The 21673-nt window shown below is 73.1% G+C and carries 19 protein-coding genes; 14 read left to right on the top strand and 5 right to left on the bottom strand.

Annotated features, from left to right (window positions below):
- Positions 1-12: 12 nt before the first annotated feature.
- The gene (locus AB0B86_RS27220; RefSeq protein ID WP_357403329.1) at positions 13-462 is read left to right on the top strand and encodes a hypothetical protein; all 450 of its coding nucleotides are present in this window, start codon (positions 13-15) and stop codon (positions 460-462) included.
- A gap of 64 nt (positions 463-526) precedes the next feature.
- Positions 527-991, top strand: coding sequence for a hypothetical protein (locus AB0B86_RS27215; protein WP_357403143.1), 465 nt, complete (start codon positions 527-529; stop codon positions 989-991).
- A 174-nt stretch (positions 992-1165) separates the two neighbouring features.
- Here the strand turns inward: AB0B86_RS27215 and AB0B86_RS27210 are convergent, their stop codons facing one another.
- Entirely contained in the window at positions 1166-2197 is a 1032-nt protein-coding gene (locus AB0B86_RS27210; protein ID WP_357403145.1) for a GNAT family N-acetyltransferase, read from the bottom strand.
- A gap of 79 nt (positions 2198-2276) precedes the next feature.
- Between AB0B86_RS27210 and fdxA the strand changes: the two genes are divergently transcribed.
- Together fdxA and dapC are read left to right on the top strand one after the other, a co-directional pair.
- Positions 2277-2603, top strand: coding sequence for a ferredoxin (gene fdxA, locus AB0B86_RS27205; RefSeq protein WP_007464872.1), 327 nt, complete (start codon positions 2277-2279; stop codon positions 2601-2603).
- Entirely contained in the window at positions 2600-3709 is a 1110-nt protein-coding gene (gene dapC / locus AB0B86_RS27200; protein ID WP_357403331.1) for a succinyldiaminopimelate transaminase, read from the top strand. The genes fdxA and dapC overlap by 4 nt, the downstream gene beginning before the upstream one ends.
- Before the next feature lie 47 nt (positions 3710-3756).
- Here the strand turns inward: dapC and AB0B86_RS27195 are convergent, their stop codons facing one another.
- Positions 3757-5598, bottom strand: a complete 1842-nt coding sequence (locus tag AB0B86_RS27195; protein ID WP_357403147.1) for a M48 family metallopeptidase — start codon at positions 5596-5598, stop codon at positions 3757-3759.
- A gap of 186 nt (positions 5599-5784) precedes the next feature.
- Between AB0B86_RS27195 and AB0B86_RS27190 the strand changes: the two genes are divergently transcribed.
- The 4 genes from AB0B86_RS27190 to AB0B86_RS27175 all read left to right on the top strand — a co-directional run bounded on the left by AB0B86_RS27190 (position 5785) and on the right by AB0B86_RS27175 (position 9136).
- Entirely contained in the window at positions 5785-6720 is a 936-nt protein-coding gene (locus tag AB0B86_RS27190) for a DUF4034 domain-containing protein (RefSeq protein ID WP_357403150.1), read from the top strand.
- Between the two features lie 94 nt (positions 6721-6814).
- Positions 6815-7828, top strand: coding sequence for a prephenate dehydrogenase/arogenate dehydrogenase family protein (locus tag AB0B86_RS27185; protein ID WP_357403152.1), 1014 nt, complete (start codon positions 6815-6817; stop codon positions 7826-7828).
- 10 nt (positions 7829-7838) lie between these two features.
- Positions 7839-8489, top strand: a complete 651-nt coding sequence (locus AB0B86_RS27180; RefSeq protein WP_357403154.1) for an SIMPL domain-containing protein — start codon at positions 7839-7841, stop codon at positions 8487-8489.
- Positions 8489-9136 carry a nucleoside/nucleotide kinase family protein gene (locus tag AB0B86_RS27175; RefSeq protein ID WP_357403156.1) on the top strand — a complete coding sequence of 216 codons (648 nt, stop codon included), beginning with the start codon at positions 8489-8491 and terminating at the stop codon, positions 9134-9136. The genes AB0B86_RS27180 and AB0B86_RS27175 overlap by 1 nt, the downstream gene beginning before the upstream one ends.
- A 25-nt stretch (positions 9137-9161) precedes the next feature.
- Here the strand turns inward: AB0B86_RS27175 and AB0B86_RS27170 are convergent, their stop codons facing one another.
- Both AB0B86_RS27170 and dapD read right to left on the bottom strand, forming a co-directional pair.
- Complete coding sequence (locus tag AB0B86_RS27170) at positions 9162-9719, bottom strand: sugar O-acetyltransferase (RefSeq protein WP_357420082.1); 558 nt, start codon at positions 9717-9719, stop codon at positions 9162-9164.
- Between the two features lie 149 nt (positions 9720-9868).
- A complete protein-coding gene (dapD, locus tag AB0B86_RS27165) occupies positions 9869-10828 on the bottom strand; it encodes a 2,3,4,5-tetrahydropyridine-2,6-dicarboxylate N-succinyltransferase (RefSeq protein ID WP_357403160.1) in 960 nt (319 codons plus the stop codon).
- Positions 10829-10906: 78 nt separating this feature from the next.
- Between dapD and dapE the strand changes: the two genes are divergently transcribed.
- The gene (gene dapE / locus AB0B86_RS27160) at positions 10907-11980 is read left to right on the top strand and encodes a succinyl-diaminopimelate desuccinylase (RefSeq protein WP_357403162.1); all 1074 of its coding nucleotides are present in this window, start codon (positions 10907-10909) and stop codon (positions 11978-11980) included.
- Positions 11981-12009: 29 nt separating this feature from the next.
- Here dapE and AB0B86_RS27155 read toward each other — a convergent pair whose 3' ends face one another.
- A complete protein-coding gene (locus AB0B86_RS27155; RefSeq protein ID WP_357420081.1) occupies positions 12010-12186 on the bottom strand; it encodes a hypothetical protein in 177 nt (58 codons plus the stop codon).
- Positions 12187-12340: 154 nt separating this feature from the next.
- Here AB0B86_RS27155 and AB0B86_RS27150 point away from each other — a divergent pair, with 154 nt between their 5' ends.
- The 5 genes from AB0B86_RS27150 to AB0B86_RS27130 all read left to right on the top strand — a co-directional run bounded on the left by AB0B86_RS27150 (position 12341) and on the right by AB0B86_RS27130 (position 21564).
- Positions 12341-13204 carry a TIGR00730 family Rossman fold protein gene (locus AB0B86_RS27150; RefSeq protein ID WP_357403164.1) on the top strand — a complete coding sequence of 288 codons (864 nt, stop codon included), beginning with the start codon at positions 12341-12343 and terminating at the stop codon, positions 13202-13204.
- Entirely contained in the window at positions 13204-13749 is a 546-nt protein-coding gene (locus AB0B86_RS27145; protein WP_357403166.1) for a TIGR00730 family Rossman fold protein, read from the top strand. The genes AB0B86_RS27150 and AB0B86_RS27145 overlap by 1 nt, the downstream gene beginning before the upstream one ends.
- 230 nt (positions 13750-13979) lie before the next feature.
- Positions 13980-17702: an ATP-dependent DNA helicase gene (locus tag AB0B86_RS27140; protein WP_357420080.1), complete on the top strand. Its 3723-nt coding sequence runs from the start codon at positions 13980-13982 to the stop codon at positions 17700-17702.
- A gap of 27 nt (positions 17703-17729) precedes the next feature.
- A complete protein-coding gene (locus AB0B86_RS27135) occupies positions 17730-21134 on the top strand; it encodes an ATP-dependent DNA helicase (protein ID WP_357403170.1) in 3405 nt (1134 codons plus the stop codon).
- Positions 21135-21360: 226 nt separating this feature from the next.
- On the top strand, positions 21361-21564 hold the full coding sequence (locus AB0B86_RS27130; RefSeq protein WP_007464836.1) for a cold-shock protein: 204 nt from the start codon (positions 21361-21363) through the stop codon (positions 21562-21564).
- Positions 21565-21673 lie beyond the last annotated feature (109 nt).

Here is a 21673-nt window from a genome sequence, read left to right as displayed (position 1 = left end):
CTGCCCGCGCCGATGACGGTTCTGGACGAGCAGGATGCCCCGCCCCCGGTGGGGCCACCGCCGCGACTGCTCGACCTGGGCCTGCGGGTGGCCGGCGCGATCGTCGTGGTGGTCGCCGGGGTGCTGAGCGGGGTGCTGGAGTTGCTGCTCGCCACGGTCCGCGTCGGCGGGCAGTTGATCGGTGTGTCGGCAGTCCTGGCCGTCGGTGCCAACATCGTGCTGAGCTGGTTCGCCTACGCGGCGGTCGGCCGCAGGTGGGCGGTGGCGCTGCCGGCGGTGCCCTGGTTCGCGCTGATGGCGGTGGCCGCCATCCGGACCAGCGAGGGTGACCTGTTGCTGGCCGGCGACAACTGGGTCGGCCTGGCCATGATCGTGGCCGGCGCGATGACCTTCGCGGTGATGGGCTTCCGGCAGATCCTCGCTCCGCCAACGACGCTCGGGCTGGTGACGCCACCCAGGTAGGGATGGTAGATATTCCAGCCAGGGATGTGAGCCCGCGACGGGGCGTACGGCAGGAGGTCCGGCGATGGACAGACGGTGGCGTGACATCACGGTGCTCGTGGCGGCACTGTTCGCGGTCAACGTGGTCGCCCGGCTGGTCATCCGGTTCGGCTTCGAGGAGGACGACACGGCCGCTGACCGGGTGTCGTTGGCGATGTTCGCGGTGATCGGGCTGACCCTGGCCGTTGTCGCCTTCCGCTGGGGCCGTCGTCGGCCGCTTGCCGACTGGGCGGCCGACATGGCCGTCGTGGTGCCGGCGGCGATGGTGTTGACAGTCCTGGTCGGGCCGCTGCTGATCGGCCACAACCCGTTCGCCGGTGGTCCGGAGACGTTCTTCGCCCAGCTCTGGCTGTACCTGCTCGCCGCCGGCGCCGGGGTGCTGATCGGCTACCTGGTGCTCACCGCACTGGGGCGTGACTACCGCTCGTGGCAGCTCAAGCGGTACGCCGAGGTCAAGGCCGCCAAGCCCCGCCGCGTCGTCCGCCGCTGACCCGGGTGCCGGGCGCTGCGCGCCTTGATCAACTCGGCTTCCAGAAAGTCGCGGTGTCCGGGCGGTGTGGATGCCGCGACTTCCTGAAAGTCGAGTGGATCAGCGCGAGGTCGAGCCGATCAGCGCGACCGGGCCGTGCCGGTAGGCGTCGCGTCGAGCCGACGAGTGGCCGGGTCAGTGCGGGGCCACCCGGGTCAGGTAGGTGTGGTGGGTGGTGAAGCCGAGCCGCCGGTAGAGCGTGACCGCCGCCGTGTTGTGCTGCTCGACCTGGAGAAACGTGTGTGTCGCACCGACCGTCACGCCCCAGGTGGCCAGCTCGTGGATCACCCGACGGGCCAGCCCTTGGCGGCGGGCCGCCGGCACCACCTCGATCAGGCTCAGGCCCAACCAGCGCCCCTGGCCGGTCACCGTGCCCCGGCCGACAGCGACCAGCGCGTCGTCGACGTACACGTGGGCGAAGCGGACCTGGTCCACGGCGGTGAGCACGTGGCGGGCGGCCTCCGGTAGGCCGCCCTTGCGGCCGGCGGCGATCGCCAGCCACGGCTCGCTCGGGGCGGTGGCCAGCTCGACGACCACACCGCGCCGCCGGCCACCGGTGCCGGCGCCCACCTCGCCGGGGACCGTGTCCACCTCGCCGGGGACCGTGTCCACCTGGCGCGGGGCGGACCGATCCTCGGGCGGCAGGGGGAGCGGCGCGGTCTGCACCAGGACCGGCGGGCGGGCGGCCCAGCCACGGGCGTCCAGCTCGGCACCGACCGGCGCGGCGAGCGGCAGCGGCGTGTTGATGATCGGGGTCTGTCCCTGGTCGGCGTACCAGCGTTCGACAGCGTCTACGGCGGCGGGCAGCGGCCGGTCGGGATCGCCGAGCGGCAGCGCCGAGTTGGCCCGCCCGGTCCAACCGTCCGCCGCACGCAGCAGCCAGTCGCCGAGCTGGCCCCGCGTCGGTGCCGGCCAGGCCTCGTCGGCGGCCCGCTCCAGCGCCACCACCGCCGCGGCGGTGGGCCGGCGGGTCGGGGGCACCCGCTTGGCGCGGTGCACCTGCGTCACCGGGACGCGAAGCTGGCCCTGTGCCGTGGCGAGGGTGAGATGAGTCTCGCTCAGCTCGACCAGCTCGCCGAGGGCGTCCGAGAAGAGCGGTCGGCCTTCGCGAATCCCCACAATCCGGCGGACTACGATTCGGTGTCCCACATCCTGCTGTCGGAGCACGATCGACCCCCTCCCCGGCGAGATACTAGGCTCTTACCGTCGCGGGTGATCGCGGCGTGTCTTGCGGAGGAGAAGACCGGTGACCTACATCATCGCCGAGCCGTGCGTGGATGTGCTCGACAAGGCATGCATCGAGGAGTGCCCGGTCGACTGCATTTACGAGGGCAACCGGATGCTCTACATCCACCCCGACGAGTGCGTCGACTGTGGTGCCTGTGAGCCCGTCTGCCCGGTGGAGGCGATCTTCTACGAAGACGACGTCCCCGAGCAGTGGAAGGACTACACCGGCGCCAACTACGAGTTCTTCGAGGACCTGGGCTCGCCCGGTGGTGCCTCGAAGATCGGCAAGGTGGAGAAGGACGCCACCTTCGTCGCCGCGCAGCCGCCGCGCGGCGAGGGCCACTGAACCGGCCCGCGCCGGTCTCGTCGCGGCTGCCCGAGTTCACCTGGGACACCCTGGACGCCGCGGCCACCCTGGCCGCGGCGCATCCGGATGGCCTGATCAACCTCTCCATGGGTACGCCGGTCGACCCGGTGCCCGAGGTGATCCGCCGGGCGTTGGCTGACGCGTCCGATGCTCCCGGTTACCCGCTGACCGCCGGCACCCCGGCGTTGCGGGCCGCGATCGCGGCGTGGGTGTCCCGGGCCTGTGGCGCCGGGGTCGACGGGCTCGGCGTGCTGCCGACCATCGGCTCGAAGGAGCTTGTCGCCTGGCTGCCGACCCTGCTCGGCATCGGCCCGGGTGACGTGGTGGTGGTGCCGTCGATCGCGTACCCCACGTACGAGGACGGTGCCCGCCTGGCCGGCGCCACGGTTGTCCGCACCGACTCGCTCACCTCGGTCGGGCCGACCCCGCGCGTCCGGCTGGTCTGGGTCAACTCGCCCGGCAACCCGACCGGCCGGGTGCTGCCCGCGGCGCACCTGCGCAAGGTGGTCGACTGGGCTCGGGAGCGCGGCGCGGTGGTCGCCAGCGACGAGTGCTATCTGCCGCTGGGCTGGTCGGCCGAGCCGGTTTCGGTGCTGTCCCCGCAGGTAAGCGGTGGCAGCTATGCCGGGATCCTCGCCGTGCACTCGCTGTCCAAGCGATCAAATCTCGCCGGCTACCGGGCCGGGTTCGTCGCCGGTGACCCGGCGCTCGTCGCCGAGCTGCTCAAGGTGCGCAAGCACGCGGGCATGATCGTGCCCGCGCCGGTGCAGGCGGCCATGGTGTCCGCACTCGAGGACGAGCGGCACGCCGAGGAACAGCGGGAGCGCTACCGCGCCCGGCGGGAGGTGCTGGCCGCCGCGTTCACCGGTGCCGGGTTCACCGTCGAGCACTCCGAGGCGGGTCTCTACCTCTGGCTCACCCGGGGTGAAGACTGCTGGCAGACGGTCGACTGGCTGGCGCGGCGGGGCATCCTGGTCGCGGCCGGCGTCTTCTACGGTCCCGGCGGCCAGCAGCACGTACGGGCGGCGCTCACCGAGTCCGACGAGCACATCGCCGCAGTCGCGGCCCGCCTCGCCCAGGTCTGAGCGCGGGTTCGGGCGGTCGGGCCGGTGGCCCGACCGCCCGAACGGCGTCAGTCGCTGATCTGGCCGAACACCCGCAGCAGCGTGTTCCGGCTCTGCTTCTCCAGCAGTTCGCTGGAGTAAAGCTCCTGCATGGCGATGACCCGCCCGTCGTGCACTGTCACCTCCGCCTTCAGCGGCACCTCCCGCTTGACGTCCACGGACACGATCTCCTCGTACGGCAGGAACGTGTGCCTGGCCGACAGTTCCGCCATCGACACCGAGCCGACCAGCGTGCGCAGCCGATCCTCGCCCTGGCTGGCCTTACCCGGGTTGGCGATCAGGACCAGCCCTCGGTCGAGGACGAGCACGTCGTGCTCCGTACCGTCGATCTTGATGTTGGCCAGCGCGCCGATCAGGTCGGCGTTGCGCGCGGAGGCCCGCTCCTGCACCACAGTCGCGCCGGACGGGTCGATGCCCAGCTCGGCCAGGCGGGCCAGCGCCACGTCCAGGGTCTGCGCTACGACGGCCAACTTGGCGATCTCGGCGAGGTCCAACGGCTGCCCCTGCGGGCCGACGAGCTGCGCCGGGCCGGACCAGGAGAGCTGCCAGTGGGCCTGACCGGAGCGGACGGCCGCGTTGTCGAGCAGGGTCTCCATCGGTCCGGCGAATCGGGCCGCGGCCTCCTTGCGGGTGGCGTCGTCGAAGAACTGCTCGGCGAACTCGCCGAGCCGGCCGGAGCGCACCAGGTCCAACACTGTGGTGAGGCCGGGCTGGGAGGTGCCGGTGAACCGTCCGGCGGCCCGGTAGATGCTGTCCGCCTGCTCTTGCACGCCGGCCGCGACCGCCGCGGCGATGAACTGCGCCCAGGGCAGCGCGGTGCGCTGGCCGTGGTCGACCACGATCCGCTGCAACTGCCGCCCGGCCGCGTCGATGTCGGCGAGCAGCAGCGCGGCAGGCCGTTCGTCAGGTGTGACGGTCCCGGCCGGCAGGGCCGCCATCGCGGCGACCCGGACGCCGATCGGCGGGTGGGTGTCCCACGGCGAGGGATCCCGGTCGGGGGCGTTCTCCCGTAGCGCGGCGAGCTCGTCCCGTCGGGCGTGCAGGAGCTGGCCGAAGCCACCGAAGAGGTCGTCCGGCGCCAGCCCGGCCGACCAGCCCGACTCGACGTAGCGACGCATGAAGAACCCCCAGGCCGCGTCGAGCGCCGGCAGGGTGCGCAGCGCGGAGGCTGCGGCGTCGTGCCCGGCCAGCAGCACCGAGGAGCGGTCGGCCTCCAACTCCTGCCGCCGGGACGCGGCGTTGTCGACAATCAGGTAGAGCCTCGAGTAGCCCTTGAAGACCCAACCGACCGGGTTACGCGGGCTGATCCGGTCAAGCGTCTCCGCGATGGCGAGCCGACCCCGGTACGCCACCCCGCCGAGTCGGGTGTGCTTGCCGGAGTAGTGGCCCAGCTCGTGCGCGAGGACCGAGCGCAGCTGGTCGGTCCGCATCGCCTGGAGCAGCGGCAGTCCGACGTACAGGGTGCGCCGCCCGCCGACCAGGCCGAGCAGTTTGCTCTGCTCGGCGACCGCCGCGTTCACCTCGGGCACCAGCCGGATCTCGTCCGGGGCGCGGGTGCCCACCGCGCTGGCCAGCTCGCGCACGGTGGCCCACAGGCCCGGTGCCTCGTGGTCGGTGAGCACCAGGCCGGGTTCCGGCTCGTTCTTCGTACGGATCGCGCGCCACAGCCCGACGGCCACCGCGCCCAGCGCGATGACCAGGGGCAGCAGCAGCTTCCCGGTGACGACCCCGTTTGTGTGATCGAACAGCCAGACCCCGAGTGCGACGACGGCGGCGAGCTGGAGGAGCGCGACGACGTAGAAGCCGATCAACATGACCACCGAGGCGAGCGCCCGGTATGTCGCGGACATTGGGTTTCCTTCCCGCTGTAGCCCGCATCGACGTGGCGGGCGGCGCAGCGGACCGTACGACGCTGATCTGACGCGGACAACCCCCTTCCGGGCGGCCTCGCCAAGACTTACGATCTTGCGGATTCGTCACGGGGTGAGAGGCAGCGCGTCATGTGGCCGTTCCGGCGTAGCAACAGGCAGGTGGCGGTGCCCACGTTGACCGTGGACCCGACCGAGGGCGACCCGACCGCGCGGGCGTTGCGGGAGGCCGCCGCACGGCGGGACTGGGCCGCCATCCGCGATCTACTCGCCCCGGTGACCGACCCCGACGACCACGCCTTCTACGTCACGGCCGTCGCCGATACCGACGGCGTGCAGGACTGGATCGGTGCGTGGATCGAGGCCGAACCCGGCTCGACGCTGCCGGTGCTGGTGCGCGGGGCGCACGCCGTCTACTGGGCCTGGGAGGCCCGCAGCAGCGCACGGGCCTCGCAGGTGAGCCAGGATCAGTTCAAGGAGTTCTGGCGGCGACTGCGGCTGGCCGAGAACTGCCTCGACGAGGTGGTCGACCGCGATCCGGACGACACCACGGCGCGTACCTTCCTGGTGACCTCGGCCCGGGGCCGGCAGGTGGACCGGGACGAGGCGAACCGGCGGTTCGGCGAGGTGGTCGCCCGGCACCCGTGGCACCGGATCGCGCACGAGCAGATGCTGCAGTACCGCTGCCGCAAGTGGTACGGCAGCCACGAGGAGATGTTCGCGTTCGCCCGCGAGGCGGTGGCAAAGTCGCCGGCCGGCTCGCCGCTCGGGCACCTCGTCGTCGTCGCGCACCTGGAACAGTGGTTGGACCTGCCCGTCGGCGAGGACGACGAGTACCTGGACGACGACGCGATCCGCGCCGAACTCGCCGCCGCCGCCGACCACTCGGTGCGGCACCCCGACTACCGGCGCCGACCGGGCTGGGCGAGCGTGCACAACACCTTCGCAATGGGCTTTTCGAAGGTGGGGGACCTGCGCTCCGCCGCCGGCCAGTTCGAGGTGATCGGCGACCAGGTGACCTCCTGGCCCTGGCAGTACATCAACAACGACCCGGTGATCCCGTTCGTCGCCTGGCGCGACGACGCGATGGCCGTCGAGGACTGACCGGCGTCCGGACCGGCCCCGGACGATATCCTCGGCCCGACCCGGTCGGGGCCGTGTCGGCCCCACACCCCAGCAGGATCGTCGAGGTGTGCGGATGGTGGACAGGCCCGGTGTGCGGGCGGCGGTGGTCGGCACCGGCCTGATCGGTGGTTCGGTATTGCTCCGGCTGCACGCCGCAGGCGTCGACGTGACCGGGTGGGATCCGGACGAGGACACCCGGCGGGAGGCCCGCCGGGTGGGCGTACCCACTCCGGACCGGCTGGCCGACGCGGTGGCCGACCGGGACGTGGTCTTCCTCTGCGGGCCGCTGCCCACCCTGCCGGCGACGCTTGTCGAGGTGGCCGCGATGACCGGTGAGCGTTGTGTGCTCACCGACGTGGGCAGCACCAAGGCGGAGGTGGCGGCGTTCGCCGCCGCGCACGGGCTGACGCACCGGTTCGTGCCCGGCCACCCGATGGCCGGCACCGACCGGGCGGGCTTGACGGCGGCGGGGCCGGAGCTGCTCGCCGACGCCGCCTGGGTGCTCTGTCCCGCGGCCGGGCCGGCCACCGCCGCGTTCCGTTGGCTGGCCGCGCTGCTGACGGACCTGTTCGGGGCGCGGGTGGTGCCGATGTCCGCGGCGGAGCACGACTCGGCCGTCGCGCTCGCCTCACACGTGCCGCACCTGCTGGCCGGCGCGCTCGCCGGTGCGGTGCAGCGCGCCCCGCTGCGCGACGCGATTCTCGCGCTCGCCGCCGGCAGCTTCTCCGACGGCACCCGGGTCGCCGGCACCCCCGCCGGTCGGACCGCGAACATGCTGCTCGGCAACCGGGACCGGGTGCTACGCGAGCTGGCCGAGGTCACCGCGTTCCTGGACGACCTGACCGCCGCGCTGCGCGACGGCGACGCACCGGCGCTCACCGCCCGGTACGACGAGGCCCGGACCGCCCGCGCGGCGCTGCGGGAACGCCGGTTCGACGCGGAGCACCGGCAGTTCCCACTCGACGGTGACCACGCCGCGGAGGTGTCCTGGCTGCGTGGGTTGGGGGTGGCCGGCGGTCACCTGACGGGTCTGCGCGTCGGCGTCGACACTGTCTCCTACGCGGCGCGGCGGCCCGCGGCTGACTAGGCTGAGGGGCATGGCGGCGGACAGTCCGGTGGTGCAGGTACGCGGCGAGGCGTACCGGGAGGTGCCGCCGGAGCTGGCCCGGTTCGCGGTCACCGCGACCGCGCGGGACCGCGATCGGGAGACCACCCTGACCCGGCTGGCCGAGCGTGCCGCGGCCGTCCGGGTGCTGCTTGACGGTTCCGGGCCGGCGGTGGCGCGGCGGGAGACCGGCGATCTGCGGGTGCGACCGGAGACCCGTCGCTCGGGCGAGCGGGTGGTCGCCTGGCACGGCAGCGTGACCACCACTGTCACGGTCACCGACTTCACCGCCCTCGGCGAGCTGATGCTCCGGTTGGCCGACCAGGATCAGGTCGAGGTGGCCGGGCCCTGGTGGGAGCTTCGCCCGGACAGCCCCGCGCACCGCGAGGCCCGACACGCCGCGATCCGTGACGCGCTGGTCCGGGCCCGGGAGTACGCCGAGGCGCTCGGCGCCCAGGTCACCTCGCTGCTCGAGCTGGCCGATGCCGGGCCGGCCGACCGGCCGATGTTCGCCCGCGCGGCGTTCGCCGGGAGTGGCGGCGCGGGTGGCGGGCCGCCGGAGCTTGAGCTGGACCCGCAGCCGCAAACCGTCCAGGCGGCCGTGCAGGCGCGGTTCACGATCAGCGCGCCGGTCCTCGACTGATGCCACCGCCGCGGGTGCTGTCGGTCGACGAGTTGGTGCGGCGGGCGTCGGCGCTTGCCGAGGCCGGTCCGCGGCAGCTGCTGGGCATCGCCGGCGCCCCGGGCGCGGGCAAGTCCACGCTTGCCGAGCAGGTAGTGGCCGCCGTCGGGTCGGCCGCCCGGTTGGTGCCGATGGACGGCTTCCACCTGGCGCAGTCCCAGTTGGTCCGGTTGGGCCGCGCGGACCGCAAGGGCGCGGTGGACACCTTCGACGCCAACGGGTTCGTGTCGTTGCTGCGCCGGCTGCGTCGGCTGGAGCCCACCTCGGTGTACGCGCCGGAGTTCCGCCGGGAGCTGGAGGAGCCGGTGGCCGGGGCGATCGAGGTGCCGCCGTCGGTCCGGCTGGTGGTGACCGAGGGCAACTACCTGCTGCTGCCGGATTTTCCGTGGCAGGAGGTGCGTGCGCTGCTGCACGAGACGTGGTTCCTCGATCTGGACGCCGATCTGCGCCAGCGTCGGTTGACCGCCCGGCACGAGGCGTTCGGGCGGTCGCCGGAGCAGGCCCGCGCGTGGGCGTTGGGCACTGACGAGGCGAACGCGGCCCTGATCACTCCGACCGCCGACCGAGCCGACCTGGTGGTCCGGCTGCTCGAACCCCCGGCGGCCTGACCGGCCGGGCCCGGCCTGGCGGTCTTCAGTCCAGGTCGCGGATCGGCCGGGCGGGGTTGCCGACGGCGACCACGTTGGCGGGCAGGTCCCGGGTCACCACAGCGCCCGCGCCGACGACGGTGTTCGCGCCAATCGACACTCCGGCCAGCACTATCGCACCGCCGCCGAGCCAGACGTTGTCGCCGATGGTGATCGGTTTGGCGGCCTCCCACTTGTCCCGGCGTGGACCGGGTTCCACCGGGTGGGTCGGCGTGAGCAGTTGCACGTTCGGTCCGATCTGGACGTCGGCGCCGATGGTGATCGGGGCGACGTCGAGGAAGACCGTTTGGTAGTTGACGAAGCTGCGTGGCCCGATCCGGATCTGCCAGCCGTAGTCGCAGTAGAACGGTGGGCGGATCCAGGCGTCCTCGCCCAGGTCGCCGAGCAGTTCGCGCAGCGCCGCCAGCCGCCCCTGCAGGTCCGCCGCGGCGCTGGTGTTGAAGCGTTCCATCAGCCGGGCGGCCCGGTCCAGGTCGGCGATGAGCTCTGGGTCGTCGGCGAGGTAGGGCTCGCCGGCCAGCATCCGGTCCTTCATGGAGGTCACCCGGTCGATGATGCCCGCCAGCAGCGGTGCCGGTTGGCGGGTTTCGTCATATTTCCCGGGGACACCACAGGCAGCACTGTCACCGAGCGGATCATCCAGGCGTACCCCCGTGGGGTCCGTGGCCGAGCGCCGCGGACCCGGCGGGTGCGTCAGTCGTTGGCGTGCAGGGCGGCGTTCAGCTCGATGCCCCGGCCGGTGCGTGGCCGGGCCTCCAGCGCGCCGGTCACCGAGTTACGCCAGAACAGCAGGCCGTTGACGCCGGACAGCTCCCGAGCCTTGACCACCCGGCCGTCCGGCAGGGTGACCTTCGAACCGGCCGTGACGTAGCAGCCGGCCTCGACCACGCAGTCGTCGCCGAGGGAGATGCCGATGCCGGCGTTCGCGCCGACCAGGCTCCGCTCGCCGATGCGGACCTTGTCGGTGCCGCCGCCGGAGAGGGTGCCCATGATCGACGCCCCGGCGCCCACGTCGGAACCGTCGCCGACCACCACACCCTGCACGATCCGCCCCTCGACCATCGAGGTGCCGAGCGTGCCGGCGTTGAAGTTGCAGAAGCCCTCGTGCATCACAGTGGTGCCGGCGGCCAGGTGCGCGCCGAGGCGGACCCGGTCGGCGTCGGCGATGCGCACCCCGGCGGGGACGACGTAGTCGGTCATCCGGGGGAACTTGTCCACCCCGTACACCGCCAGGTGGCGGCCGGCCGCCCGCTCGATCACCCGCAGCTCGTCCACCCGCTCCGGTGGGCACGGCCCGGCCGACGTCCAGGCCACGTTCGCCAGCTTGCCGAAGATGCCGTCGAGGTTGAGCTGGTTGGGTCGGACCAGGCGGTGCGAGAGCAGGTGCAGCCGCAGGTACGCGTCCGGGGCGTCCTTGATCGGGTCGTCGAGCGAGCCGATCACGGTGACCACCTGGACGGTACGCAGACCGGGCAGGGACCGGTCACCGAGCGCCGCCGGCGGCAGGTCGAGCACGTCCGACTTGTCCTCCCCGGCGACAAGCGGCAGCTCACCCAGGCCCAGCTTGCCGGTCGGGTACCAGGTGTCGAGCACCTGCTCGTCGGCCGTGACAGTGGCCAGGCCAATGCCCCAGGCGGATTCTGCGGACGTCACTGATACACCTCTCCGTCGCGGCCGGGCCGACCTCAGCTCACTCCTCGCGCTGACAGACCTGACGGTACCGTGCGAACCATGGAGAACCCGCTGACCCCCGAGGTCCTCGCCGATCCGGTGCAGCTGACCCGCGCTCTGGTCGACATAGAGTCCGTGTCCCTCAACGAGAAGGCGATCGCCGACTGTGTCGAAGAGGTGCTGCGGGGCGTACCGCACCTGACCACCCACCGGCACGGCAACACGGTGATGGCGCGTACCGACCTCGGTCGGGCGCAGCGCGTCGTGTTGGCCGGGCACCTCGACACGGTGCCGCTCAACAACAACTTCCCGTCGACCATGCGCGGCGATCTGATGTACGGCTGCGGCACCTCGGACATGAAGTCCGGCACCGCGTACGCGCTGCACCTGGCGGTGACGCTGCCCGAGCCGCGCTACGACGTGACGTACTTCTTCTACGAGGCGGAGGAGATCGAGTCGCGGTACAACGGGCTCAACCTGGTCGCCCAGGCGTACCCGGAGTGGCTGGAGGCGGACTTCGCGGTGCTGCTGGAGCCGACGTACGGCATCGTCGAGGCGGGCTGCCAGGGCACCATGCGGGCCCTCGTGACGACGACTGGTGAGCGGGCGCACGCGGCGCGCTCCTGGCACGGGGTGAACGCCATCCACGCGGCCACCGAGGTGCTGCGGCGTCTGCAGACGTACGAGGCCCGGCGGGTCACCATCGAGGGGTGCGACTACCGCGAGGGCATGAACGCGGTACGGATCATCGGTGGGGTCGCCGGCAACGTGATCCCGGATCGCTGCGAGATCGAGGTCAACTACCGGTACGCGCCGGATCGCGACCCGGCGGCTGCCGAGGCACACCTACGGGAGGTGTTCGCCGGCTTCGAGGTGGTGGTGACGGACGCGGCGGCCGGTGCGGCTCCCGGCCTGCAGGCGGCCCCGGCGCAGGAGTTCCTGGCGGCGGTGGGCGCGGCACCGATCGGCAAGCTGGGCTGGACGGACGTGGCCCGGTTCGCGGCCATGGGTATTCCCGCGCTGAACTTCGGGCCGGGTGACCCCAACCTCGCCCACCACCGGGACGAGCACGTCGAGATCAGCAAGATCCGCGACGGCGCGGCGACCCTGCACCGCTGGCTGGCTCCGGCCTGACCGATCGCCCGGTGATCAAGAGGTTTGCGTCACCCTGGCCCGTTGTCGGCGACGCAAACCTCTTGATCGGCTCCTGCGGGCGTGGCGGCGGTGGGGGAGATGAGGGTCGGGTCCTGCAGTCGCGTGCGGCGGCGTTCGGCCACCACGTCTTGGATCCGTCGCTGCATCTGGCGACGGATCCGGATCATCTCGCTGTTACTGATCACGCTGTCTCCTCCCCCGAAGGCGCGCGCCCGGGCATACCGGGTATGTGAATAGTAAGACGTACGGGGGAGCGAATTAGTTGCCCATGATCCCGAACTATTTCCCGGCGACCGCGCCCCGCGCCCCGGCGAGGTGCCGCTCCACTACGGTTGCTCCATGAGCCAGAGCAACGGGCGGGAGGCCGGTCGCGGTCCAGGGCAGGAGCGGCACCGGGGTGCGGTCACACTACGCAGAGGGGCGATCCCGAGCAGCACCGCCGACCAGCGGCTGCTGGATTCGCGCGGACGGGGTGACTGGAAGACCAAGGACGCCTGGCGCGCCCTGCGCATCCTCTCCGAGTTCGTCGAAGGGTTCGACACCCTCGCCGACCTGCCGCCGGCGGTGAGCGTGTTCGGCTCCGCGCGCAGCGGACCGGACAGCGCCGAGTGCCGGCTGGCCGAGCAGCTGGGTGGCGCCCTGGCCCGAGCCGGCTACGCGGTGATCACCGGAGGGGGGCCGGGGGTGATGGAGGCCGCCAACCGCGGTGCCAGCGAGGCCGGTGGGCTTTCCGTCGGGCTCGGCATCGAGCTGCCGTTCGAGCAGGGGCTCAACGAGTGGGTCGACCTGGCGATCGACTTCCGTTACTTCTTCGCCCGCAAGACGATGTTCGTCAAGTACGCCCAGGCGTTCGTCGTGCTGCCCGGCGGGTTCGGCACCATGGACGAGCTGTTCGAGGCGCTCACCCTGGTGCAGACCGGCAAGGTCACCCGCTTCCCGGTGGTGCTGATGGGGCTCTCCTACTGGCAGGGCCTGCTCGACTGGCTGCGCGACACCATGGCCGCCGACGGCAAGGTCGGTCCGGTCGACCTCGACCTGATCTGCCTCACCGACGACGTGAACGCGGCGGTCCGGCACATCGTCGAGGCGGAGGCCGCGCTCTCCGCGGAGCAGGAGGCGGTCCGGGACGAGGCCGTCGCGCGTACCGGCGCGGACCAGCAGGCCGCCGCCGCGCAGGCCGCCGAGCAGCCGCGGGACAAGTGATGGCCGCGATCTGCGTCTTCTGCGCCTCCTCCCGCACGCTCGACCAGCGCTGGTTGGACCTGGCCACCGAGGCCGGCGAGCAGTTGGCCCGGCGCGGTCACACGCTGGTGAGCGGCGGTGGCTGCGTCGGGATGATGGGTGCGGTGGCCGACGGCGCCCGATCCGCCGGCGGGCGCACCCTGGGGGTGATTCCGCAGTCGCTCGTCGACCTGGAGGTCGCCGACCTGGCCTCGGACGAGCTGCTGGTGACCGACTCGATGGCCGGTCGCAAGACCCTGATGATCGACAAGTCGGACGCGTTCCTCACCCTGCCCGGCGGACTGGGCACCCTGGACGAGTTGTTCGAGGTCTGGACGACGGCGACTCTCGCCCTGCACGCCAAGCCGATGGTGCTCATCGACACCGACGGGTTCTACCGCCCACTGCTGGACTGGCTGGACGGCCTGGCCGACAATCGCTTCCTGAAGCCCGCCGGTCGCGCCCTCCTGACGGTGGCCACCTCGGTCCCCGAAGCCCTGGACGCCCTGGAGTCCCAGCTCACCTAACCCCACCCCACCCCACCCCACCCCACCCCACCCACCCCGGCCCACCCCACCCACCCGGCCCACCCCGGCCCCGCGCGCTCCGGCCGCGTTGATCATGAAGTTATTGCCCTCGATGTCGGCGTGTCTTGGCTATAACTTCATGATCAACCACGTGAATGGGGGGTTCGGTGGGGTGGTGGGGTTCGGAGGGGTTTGGTGGGGGTGTCGTACTGGTCTGATGGGATGAGCTGATGCAGGCGTACCGGTTGGTGCGGCCCTCCGTTGGGCCGGCGCGGGAGGACGCGGCGGCGCCGACCGACGCTTCCGCGCCCGCCGCCGGCGGTTGGCGGGCCGATCCGGTGCAGGCCGAGGTGATCGGGCACACCGCCGGGCCGATGCTCGTGCTCGGCGGCCCCGGCACCGGAAAGACCAGCACGCTTGTCGAGGCGGTCGCCGCCCGGGTGCGCGAGGGGGTCGACCCCGAACGGATCCTGGTGCTGACCTTCGGTCGTCGCGGGGCCACCGCCCTGCGGCAGCGCATCGAGGCCCGGGTCGCGCAGGACGGCCACCGGGTGCTGCGTGAGCCCCTGGTGCGCACCTTCGCGGCGTACGCCTTCGGGCTGCTGCGCCGCGCCGCCGCCGAACGAGGCGAGCCGTCGCCCCGGCTGCTCACCGGCCCGGAGCAGGATCTGATCATCCGTGAGCTGCTCGACGTGGTGGGCGAGGAGCCCGAGGACGACCCGGTCGGCTGGCCGGACGACCTGCGCCCCGCCCTGCGTACCCGGGCCTTCGCCGGTCAGCTGCGCGACTTGCTCATGCGCGCCGCCGAGCGGGGCGTCGGCCCGGTCGACCTGGCCCGGCTGGGCGAGAAGCTCGGCCGCGCCGACTGGCCGGCCGCCGCACGCTTCCTGCGGGAGTACGTCTCCGTGCTCGCGCTGCGCGACGTCAGCAACCGGGGCTCCATCGCGTACGACCCGGCGGAGCTGGTCCGGGCGGCCACCGGGTTGCTGCGTGACGACGAGGAGTTGCTGGCCGCCGAGCGCCGCCGGATCGCCCACGTGTATCTCGACGAGTTGGCCGACACCGACCCCGCCCAACTGGAGCTGCTCTCGGTGATCGCGGGCGGCGGCACCCCGCTTGTCGCGTTCGCCGATCCGGATTCCTCCACGTACGCGTTCCGCGGCGCCGACCCGGCCGGCGTGAGCACGTTCACGCACCGCTTCCGGACCGCCTCCGGAGCGCCCGCCGCGCAGGTGCTGCTGACCACGTCGTACCGGGCCGGGCCGGGTCTGCTCGCCGCCGTGGCCCGGCTGGGCCGCCGGCTGCGCGGCCCGGCCGCGCACCGCCGACTACACCCACTGCCCGACGCGCCAGCCGGGACGGTCGAGGTGCACACGTTCCGGTCGGCGACCGGTGAGGCCGCCTGGCTGGCCCACGCGCTGCGCTCGGCCCACCTGCTCGACGGCGTGCCCTGGTCGCGGATGGCGGTGCTGGTGCGGTCCACCGCGTTGCAGCTGCCCACGCTGCGCCGGGCGCTGCACGCCGCCGGCGTCCCCACCGTGGTGCACGGCGAGGACCTGCCCCTGCATCTGCAACCGGCTGTCGCGCCGCTGCTGCTCCTGCTGCGCTGTGCGCTGGAGCCGGATCGACTGGACGAGGAAGCGGCGGTCGCGCTGCTGCACTCGCCACTGGGCGGGGCCGACCCGCTGGCCGAGCGGCGACTGCGCCAGGGCCTGCGTGCCCTCGCGCTGGCCGGCGGTGACCGCCGCCCGTCCGGGGAGCTGATCGTCGAGGCCCTGCGCGACCCGGCCGAGCTGGCCGGCATCGACCGACGCTGGGCGGAGCCGGCGCAGGCGGTGGCGGGCCTGCTGGCCACCGCTCGCGACGCCGCCGCCGGGCCGGGCTCGACCGCCGAGGACGTGCTCTGGGCGGTGTGGAGTGCCAGCGGTCTCGCCGAGCGCTGGGCGGGGGCGATCAACCAGGGGCGGCCAGCCGCCGGGGAGGGGGACCTGGCCCGGCGGCGGCGGGCCGAGGCGGCCGACCGCGACCTGGATGCGGTGCTCGTGCTCTTCGACGCGGCGGCCCGGTTCACCGACCGGCTGCCCGGCGCCCGCACCGAGGTCTTCCTCGACCACGTGCTCGCACAGGACCTGCCGGCCGACACCATCGCGCCGACCGCCGACCGGGGCGCGGCGGTACGCCTGCTCACCGCGCACGCCGCCAAGGGCCTGGAATGGGACCTGGTGGCGGTGGCCGGCGTGCAGGAGGGCATCTGGCCGGATCTGCGCCTGCGGGGCAGCCTGCTCGGGTCCGAGCGGCTTGTCGATGTGCTGACCGGCCGGTCGGTCGACGGCGCCACAGCGGCGAACGTGGTGGGTCAGACCTCGGCGTTGCTCGACGAGGAGCGCCGGCTCTTCCACGTCGCGATCAGCCGGGCCCGGCACCGGCTACTGGTAAGTGCCGTGGCCTCGGCCGCCGTCGGTGGCGACGACCACCAGGAGCAGCCGAGCCGGTTCCTGCACGAGCTGGGCCCGACTGTGCCACCCACCCCGCCGAGCGCCGGACCGCCCACGCCGCCCACGCCACCGGGCCCGCGCACCGGCCCCCAGGCCGGGTCGCCAGCCTCCAGCCCACCAGAGGCCACGCCCGCCGCCGACCGGTCCGCCGGCGACCCGGCCACCGCCGGGACGTCCGGCGTCGGCCCGAGCGGCGTCGGCCCGAGCGGCGTCGGCCCGAGCGGCGTCGGCCCGAGCGGCGTCGGCCCGAGCGGCGTCGGCCCGAGCGGCGGCGACCCGTCCGCCGCCGACCCGAACAGCGTCGGCCCGAGCGGCGGCGACCCGACCGCCGCCGACCCGAACGGCGGCGGGACGAACGGCAGGACGAGCGGCGCGACCGAAGCCGGGACGACCGGCGCGGCCGGCGATGACGGCGAGCCGGACCTTCCGGGGGCGCTGCCGGTGACCCGGCCACCTCGGGCGCTCACCCTGCCGGCGCTGGTGGCCGAACTGCGTACCGCCATCACCGACCCGGCCGCCCCGGCGGGCCGGCGGCGCGCGGCGGCGGCCGAGTTGGCCCGGCTGGCCGCCGCCGGGGTTCCCGGTGCGCACCCCGACGACTGGTGGGGATTGCGCGCGCTCTCCGACGATCGCCCGCTCGTCGACGACGGGGACCCGGTGCGGGTCACCCCGTCGGCGATGGAGAGCGCCCTGCGGTGCAGCCTGCGGTGGCTGCTGGAACGGCACGGTGGCAGTGGCCCGACAAGCACCGCACAGGGGGTGGGCAATCTGGTGCACGCCGCCGCGATGCTCGCCGAGGACGCCAGCGCCGACCGGGGCGCGCTACTCGACTACGTGGCCGCCCGGTTCGACGCGATCGAGCTGGCCGCCCGGTGGATGGCCGGGCCGGAGCGGGAACGCGCCGAGGCGATGGTCGACAAGCTGCTGCGCTGGCTGGCCACCAACCCGCGGCGGTTGCTCGCCATCGAGCACGAGTTCGCGGTCCGGCTGGACGACCCGCACCGGCCGATCGACCTGACCGGCCGGGTCGACCGGCTTGAGGTCGATGAGTCCGGGCGGCTCGTGGTGATCGACCTGAAGACCGGCAAATCCACAGCTGTCACGGGCACCGACCTGGCCGAGCATCCGCAGCTCGGCGCGTACCAGGCGGCGGTGGAGGCGGGGGCGTTCGCCGAGTTCGGTGACGAGTCCGGCGGCGCGGCCCTGGTGCAACTCGGCACCTCCGCGAAGGATGCCCGGGAGCAGAACCAGCCGGCGGCCGGCGAGGGACCGGCGGCCGGTTGGGCGACCGCGCTGGTCCGGCGGACCGCCGATACGATGGCAGCCGCCACGTTCGCCGCGGTGGCCAACTCGAAGTGCCGGGTCTGCCCGGTCCGCACCAGCTGCCCGGTCTCCGGGCAGGGGCGTCAGGTCGTCGAACCGCCGACCGTGCGACGCAACCGTGAGGGCGAGGAGTGAGCGGGTGTCGCAGCCTGAGACAGCACCGTGAGCCAACCCACCCTGTTCGGTGCGGGCCCCACGCCGGCGCCCCGGCTGGCGGACTCCGGCCCCCGCTACACGCCCGTGGAGCTGGCCAAGCTGCTGCGGCTGCCGGCACCCACCCGGGAGCAGGCCGCGATCATCGCCGCCCCGGTGGAACCGCTGCTTGTGGTCGCGGGAGCCGGGTCGGGCAAGACCGAGACGATGGCCGCGCGGGTGGTCTGGCTGGTGGCCAACTCGTACGTACGCCCGGAGCAGATCCTCGGGCTGACCTTCACCCGGAAGGCGGCCGGTGAGCTGGCCCACCGGGTCCGCACCCGGCTCGACCAGCTGATCCGCAGACTCGGCAGGCAGGGCCGCGACCCGCTTGACGACCCGCTCGCCGGGGAACCCACCATCTCCACCTACCACTCCTACGCGGGGCGGATCGTCACCGAGCACGGGCTGCGGTCCGGCTACGAGCCGACGACCCGGCTGCTCACCGAGGCGTCCCGCTGGCAGTTGGTCGACCTGCTGGTGCGCAACTACGACGGCGACATGTCCGAGGTGGACCGGATGCCGAGCACCATCACCGACGCGGTGCTGGCGCTGGCCGGAGAGTTGGACGAGCACCTGGTCGGGCCGGACCAACTGGCGGCCTGGACCGGTCGGTTCTTCGCCGAGGTGCAGTCCCGGCCGGGTCGGGTGTACGCCGACGTTCGCAAGGCCCTCACCCTGCAACAGACCAGGCTGCGTCTGCTGCCCCTGGTGCGGGCGTACGCCCGGCGCAAGCTGGACTTCGAGGCGATGGACTTCGCCGACCAGCTCGCCCGGGCGGCCCGGGTCGCCCGGGACCACCCGGGGGTCGGCGAGATCGAGCGGGGCCGCTTCCGGGTGGTGCTGCTCGACGAATACCAGGACACCAGCCACGCGCAGGTGGTGCTGCTCAACGCGCTGTTCGGTGGCGGGCATCCGGTGACCGCGGTCGGCGACCCCTGCCAGTCCATCTACGGCTGGCGGGGGGCCAGCGCCGGCACCCTGGACCGGTTCCCGACCGAGTTCGCCCGCGCTGACGGCCGGCCCGCCCCGGCGCTCGGGCTCACCACGAGCTGGCGTAACCGCCCGGAGATCCTGCGGGTGGCGAACGCGCTGTCGGCTCCGCTGCGGGCTGCGGGTGCCCGGGTGCCGGAGCTGCGCTCCGCGCTCACCGTCCTGGACCCGATCCCGCACCGCAGTCCCGGCGGTGCGGCCGGCGGCACTGTGCACTGCGCGCTGCTGCCCACGTACGCCGACGAGGCGGACTGGATCGCCGACAGTGTGCTGGCCGCCTGGCGGGGGGCCGCGCGGATGCCGGGCGCGGCTCCCGAGCACATCCCGGTGGCGCAGCGTCCGAGCACCGCAGTGCTGGTTCGGGTACGCAGCCAGATCCCGGCGATCGAGTCGGCGTTGCGTGAGCGTGGCCTCCCGGTCGAGGTGGTGGGGCTCGGCGGCCTGCTGGACACCCCCGAGGTACGCGACGTGGTCTGCACGTTGCGGGTGCTTGCCGACCCGACCGACGGGGCCGCGCTGCTGCGGTTGCTCACCGGCGCCCGCTGGCGGATCGGGCCGCGGGACCTGGTGGCGTTGCACCGGCGGGCCCGCGCCATCGCCAACGCCCGGCGCCAACTGGCCGCCGACGACGCCGCGGAGATCAGCCCCGATCTGCTCGACGAGGCGACCCTGGTGGAGGCGCTCGCCGATCTCGGCCCGGCGCAGGCGTACTCGGCGGAGGGTTTCGCGCGGCTGCGCGCGTACGGCATGGAGTTGGCGTTGTTGCGCTACCGGTTGGATCAGGCGTTGCCGGATCTGATCGCGGACATCGAGCGGACCATCGGCCTGGACGTGGAGGTCGCGGTGCGGGCCGGTCGGGACGGTGCCGGCGACGCCGGCCTGGCCCGGGGTCATCTGGACGCCCTGGGTGACGTGGCGGCCCGCTTCAGCGGGGAGACGCCGGGCGCGACGCTGTCCGGGTTCCTGTCCTACCTGGCCGCCGCCGAGGACGAGGAGCGTGGTCTGGCGCCGGGCGAGGTGGAGGTGGTGGAGGGCGCGGTGCAGGTGGTCACCGCGCACGCCGCCAAGGGTCTGGAATGGGACGTGGTGGCGGTGGCCGGCCTGTGCCGTGGGTCGTGGCCGGGGCCGGTGCGTAACTCCGATCACTGGTTGGGCGGGCTGGGGGTGCTGCCGTTCCCGCTGCGCGGCGACGCCGACGGGTTGCCCGAGCTGGCGCTCGACGAGGCGGCCGACCAGCGGGCGGTGGCGCGGGCGGTTACCGACTTCACCGACGCCTGGCGGGCGCACGACGAGCGGGAGGAGCGCCGCCTGACCTACGTGGCGGTCACCCGGCCACGCCGGCTGCTGTTGTGTTCCGGCTACTGGTGGGGGGAGGGCACGAAGCGTCCGCGAGGTCCGTCGGTCTTCCTGCGCGAGATGTACGACGCCTGCCTCGACGGTGGGCCGGGGCACCTGATCGACACCTGGGCACCGGAGCCGACCCCGGACGCGACGAACCCCACCGCCGAGGTGGTGCTCCGCGCGGAGTGGCCGGCTGACCCGCTCGGTGGTCGTCGACCGGAGTTGGCCGAGGCGGCCGGGTTGGTACGCCGCCTGATGACCGACGGGCCGACGTCGGGGGCTGTCGGTCCGGTGGGACCGGTGGTCGCCGGGCCGCTGGTGTCGGTCGAGCCGGCGGTGGACCCGGAGGTGGCGCGTTGGCAGCGCGAGGCGGATCTGCTGCTGGCCGAGCGGGCCGAGCTGACCCGGCTCTCCGGTGCGGTGGAGGTGGCCCTGCCGGGGCAGTTGAGCGTCACCCAGCTGGTGGCGTTGCGACGCGACCCGGCGGCGCTGGCCCGTACGCTGCGCCGCCCGGTGCCGGCCGAGCCCAACCCGTACGCCCGCCGAGGCACCGCCTTCCACGCCTGGTTGGAGCAGCGCTTCGGTGCTGACCGTCTGCTGGACCTGGACGAGTTGCCCGGCGCGGCCGACGCGGATGCCGCGCCCGACGAGGCGCTTGTGGAGCTTCAGGAGCGGTTCCTGGCCAGCGAGTGGGCCGACCGGTCACCGATGGAGGTGGAGGTCCCGTTCGCCACGGTGATCGGTGGCGTCGTGGTGCGGGGGCGGATGGACGCGGTCTTCGCCCGGCCGGGTGGGCGGTTCGACGTGGTCGACTGGAAGACCGGCGCGCAGCCCGCCGGGCCGGCGGCGGAGGTGGCCGCGGTGCAGCTGGCCGTGTACCGGTTGGCCTGGGCGGAGCTGGCCGGTGTGCCGGTGGACCGGGTGGGCGCTGCGTTCCACTACGTCCGGCACGGGGTGACGGTTCGGCCCGCTGACCTGCTGGATGTGACAGGGCTCACCGCCATGATCACCCAGTTACCCGAAGATTCCGCCCGACATTGACCGCTCGCGGGAAAACCATGATAGGTTGACCGGGTTGCAGTTTTGGTTACCAGAGACTCTGTGTGCGCCTGGCGGGATTGTGGCCCCAGGCGCTCTTTGTTGTGTCCGGAGTTCTCCGGGCGGGGCGACCAGAAGCGACAGGCGATTCGCGCATCCCCGCGCGGAGCGCTCCTCTTCGGGCCCGCAACAAGTGCGGGTCCGACGTTCCGTCAAGGAGACGAAACACATGGCTATTGGCACCGTGAAGTGGTTCAACGCTGACAAGGGCTTCGGCTTCATCACCCCCGACGGCGGCGGCGCTGACGTCTTCGCCCACTTCTCGGCGATCCAGTCCTCCGGCTACCGGAGCCTGGACGAGAACCAGCGGGTCGAGTTCGAGGTGACCCAGGGCCAGAAGGGCCCGCAGGCGGAGAACATCCGCCCGCTCTGATCTTCGGATCGGTCAGCATTACCTGTCGCGCCCTCCGGGTGTGACGGTGACGGGACCGGCCCGCCTCGCCATCTCCTGCACCCGCAGGCGGTGGCCCGGCGGCGGGCCG

The organism is Micromonospora sp. NPDC049047, assembly GCF_040649135.1.
Classification (GTDB): Bacteria; Actinomycetota; Actinomycetes; order Mycobacteriales; family Micromonosporaceae; genus Micromonospora.
Note: the sequence above shows the minus strand (reverse complement) of the source record. Positions and strands in the feature narration are given on the sequence as shown.

Coding starts and splice junctions, on each gene's coding strand:
- AB0B86_RS27215 (WP_357403143.1), top strand. CDS start 527: ATGGACAGACGGTGGCGTGACATCACGGTGCTCGTGGCGGCACTGTTC.
- AB0B86_RS27145 (WP_357403166.1), top strand. CDS start 13,204: ATGGCCGCGATCTGCGTCTTCTGCGCCTCCTCCCGCACGCTCGACCAG.
- AB0B86_RS27185 (WP_357403152.1), top strand. CDS start 6,815: ATGGTGGACAGGCCCGGTGTGCGGGCGGCGGTGGTCGGCACCGGCCTG.
- AB0B86_RS27220 (WP_357403329.1), top strand. CDS start 13: ATGACGGTTCTGGACGAGCAGGATGCCCCGCCCCCGGTGGGGCCACCG.
- dapE (WP_357403162.1), top strand. CDS start 10,907: ATGGAGAACCCGCTGACCCCCGAGGTCCTCGCCGATCCGGTGCAGCTG.
- AB0B86_RS27140 (WP_357420080.1), top strand. CDS start 13,980: ATGCAGGCGTACCGGTTGGTGCGGCCCTCCGTTGGGCCGGCGCGGGAG.
- AB0B86_RS27130 (WP_007464836.1), top strand. CDS start 21,361: ATGGCTATTGGCACCGTGAAGTGGTTCAACGCTGACAAGGGCTTCGGC.
- AB0B86_RS27175 (WP_357403156.1), top strand. CDS start 8,489: ATGCCACCGCCGCGGGTGCTGTCGGTCGACGAGTTGGTGCGGCGGGCG.
- AB0B86_RS27180 (WP_357403154.1), top strand. CDS start 7,839: ATGGCGGCGGACAGTCCGGTGGTGCAGGTACGCGGCGAGGCGTACCGG.
- AB0B86_RS27195 (WP_357403147.1), bottom strand. CDS start 5,598: ATGTCCGCGACATACCGGGCGCTCGCCTCGGTGGTCATGTTGATCGGC.
- AB0B86_RS27150 (WP_357403164.1), top strand. CDS start 12,341: ATGAGCCAGAGCAACGGGCGGGAGGCCGGTCGCGGTCCAGGGCAGGAG.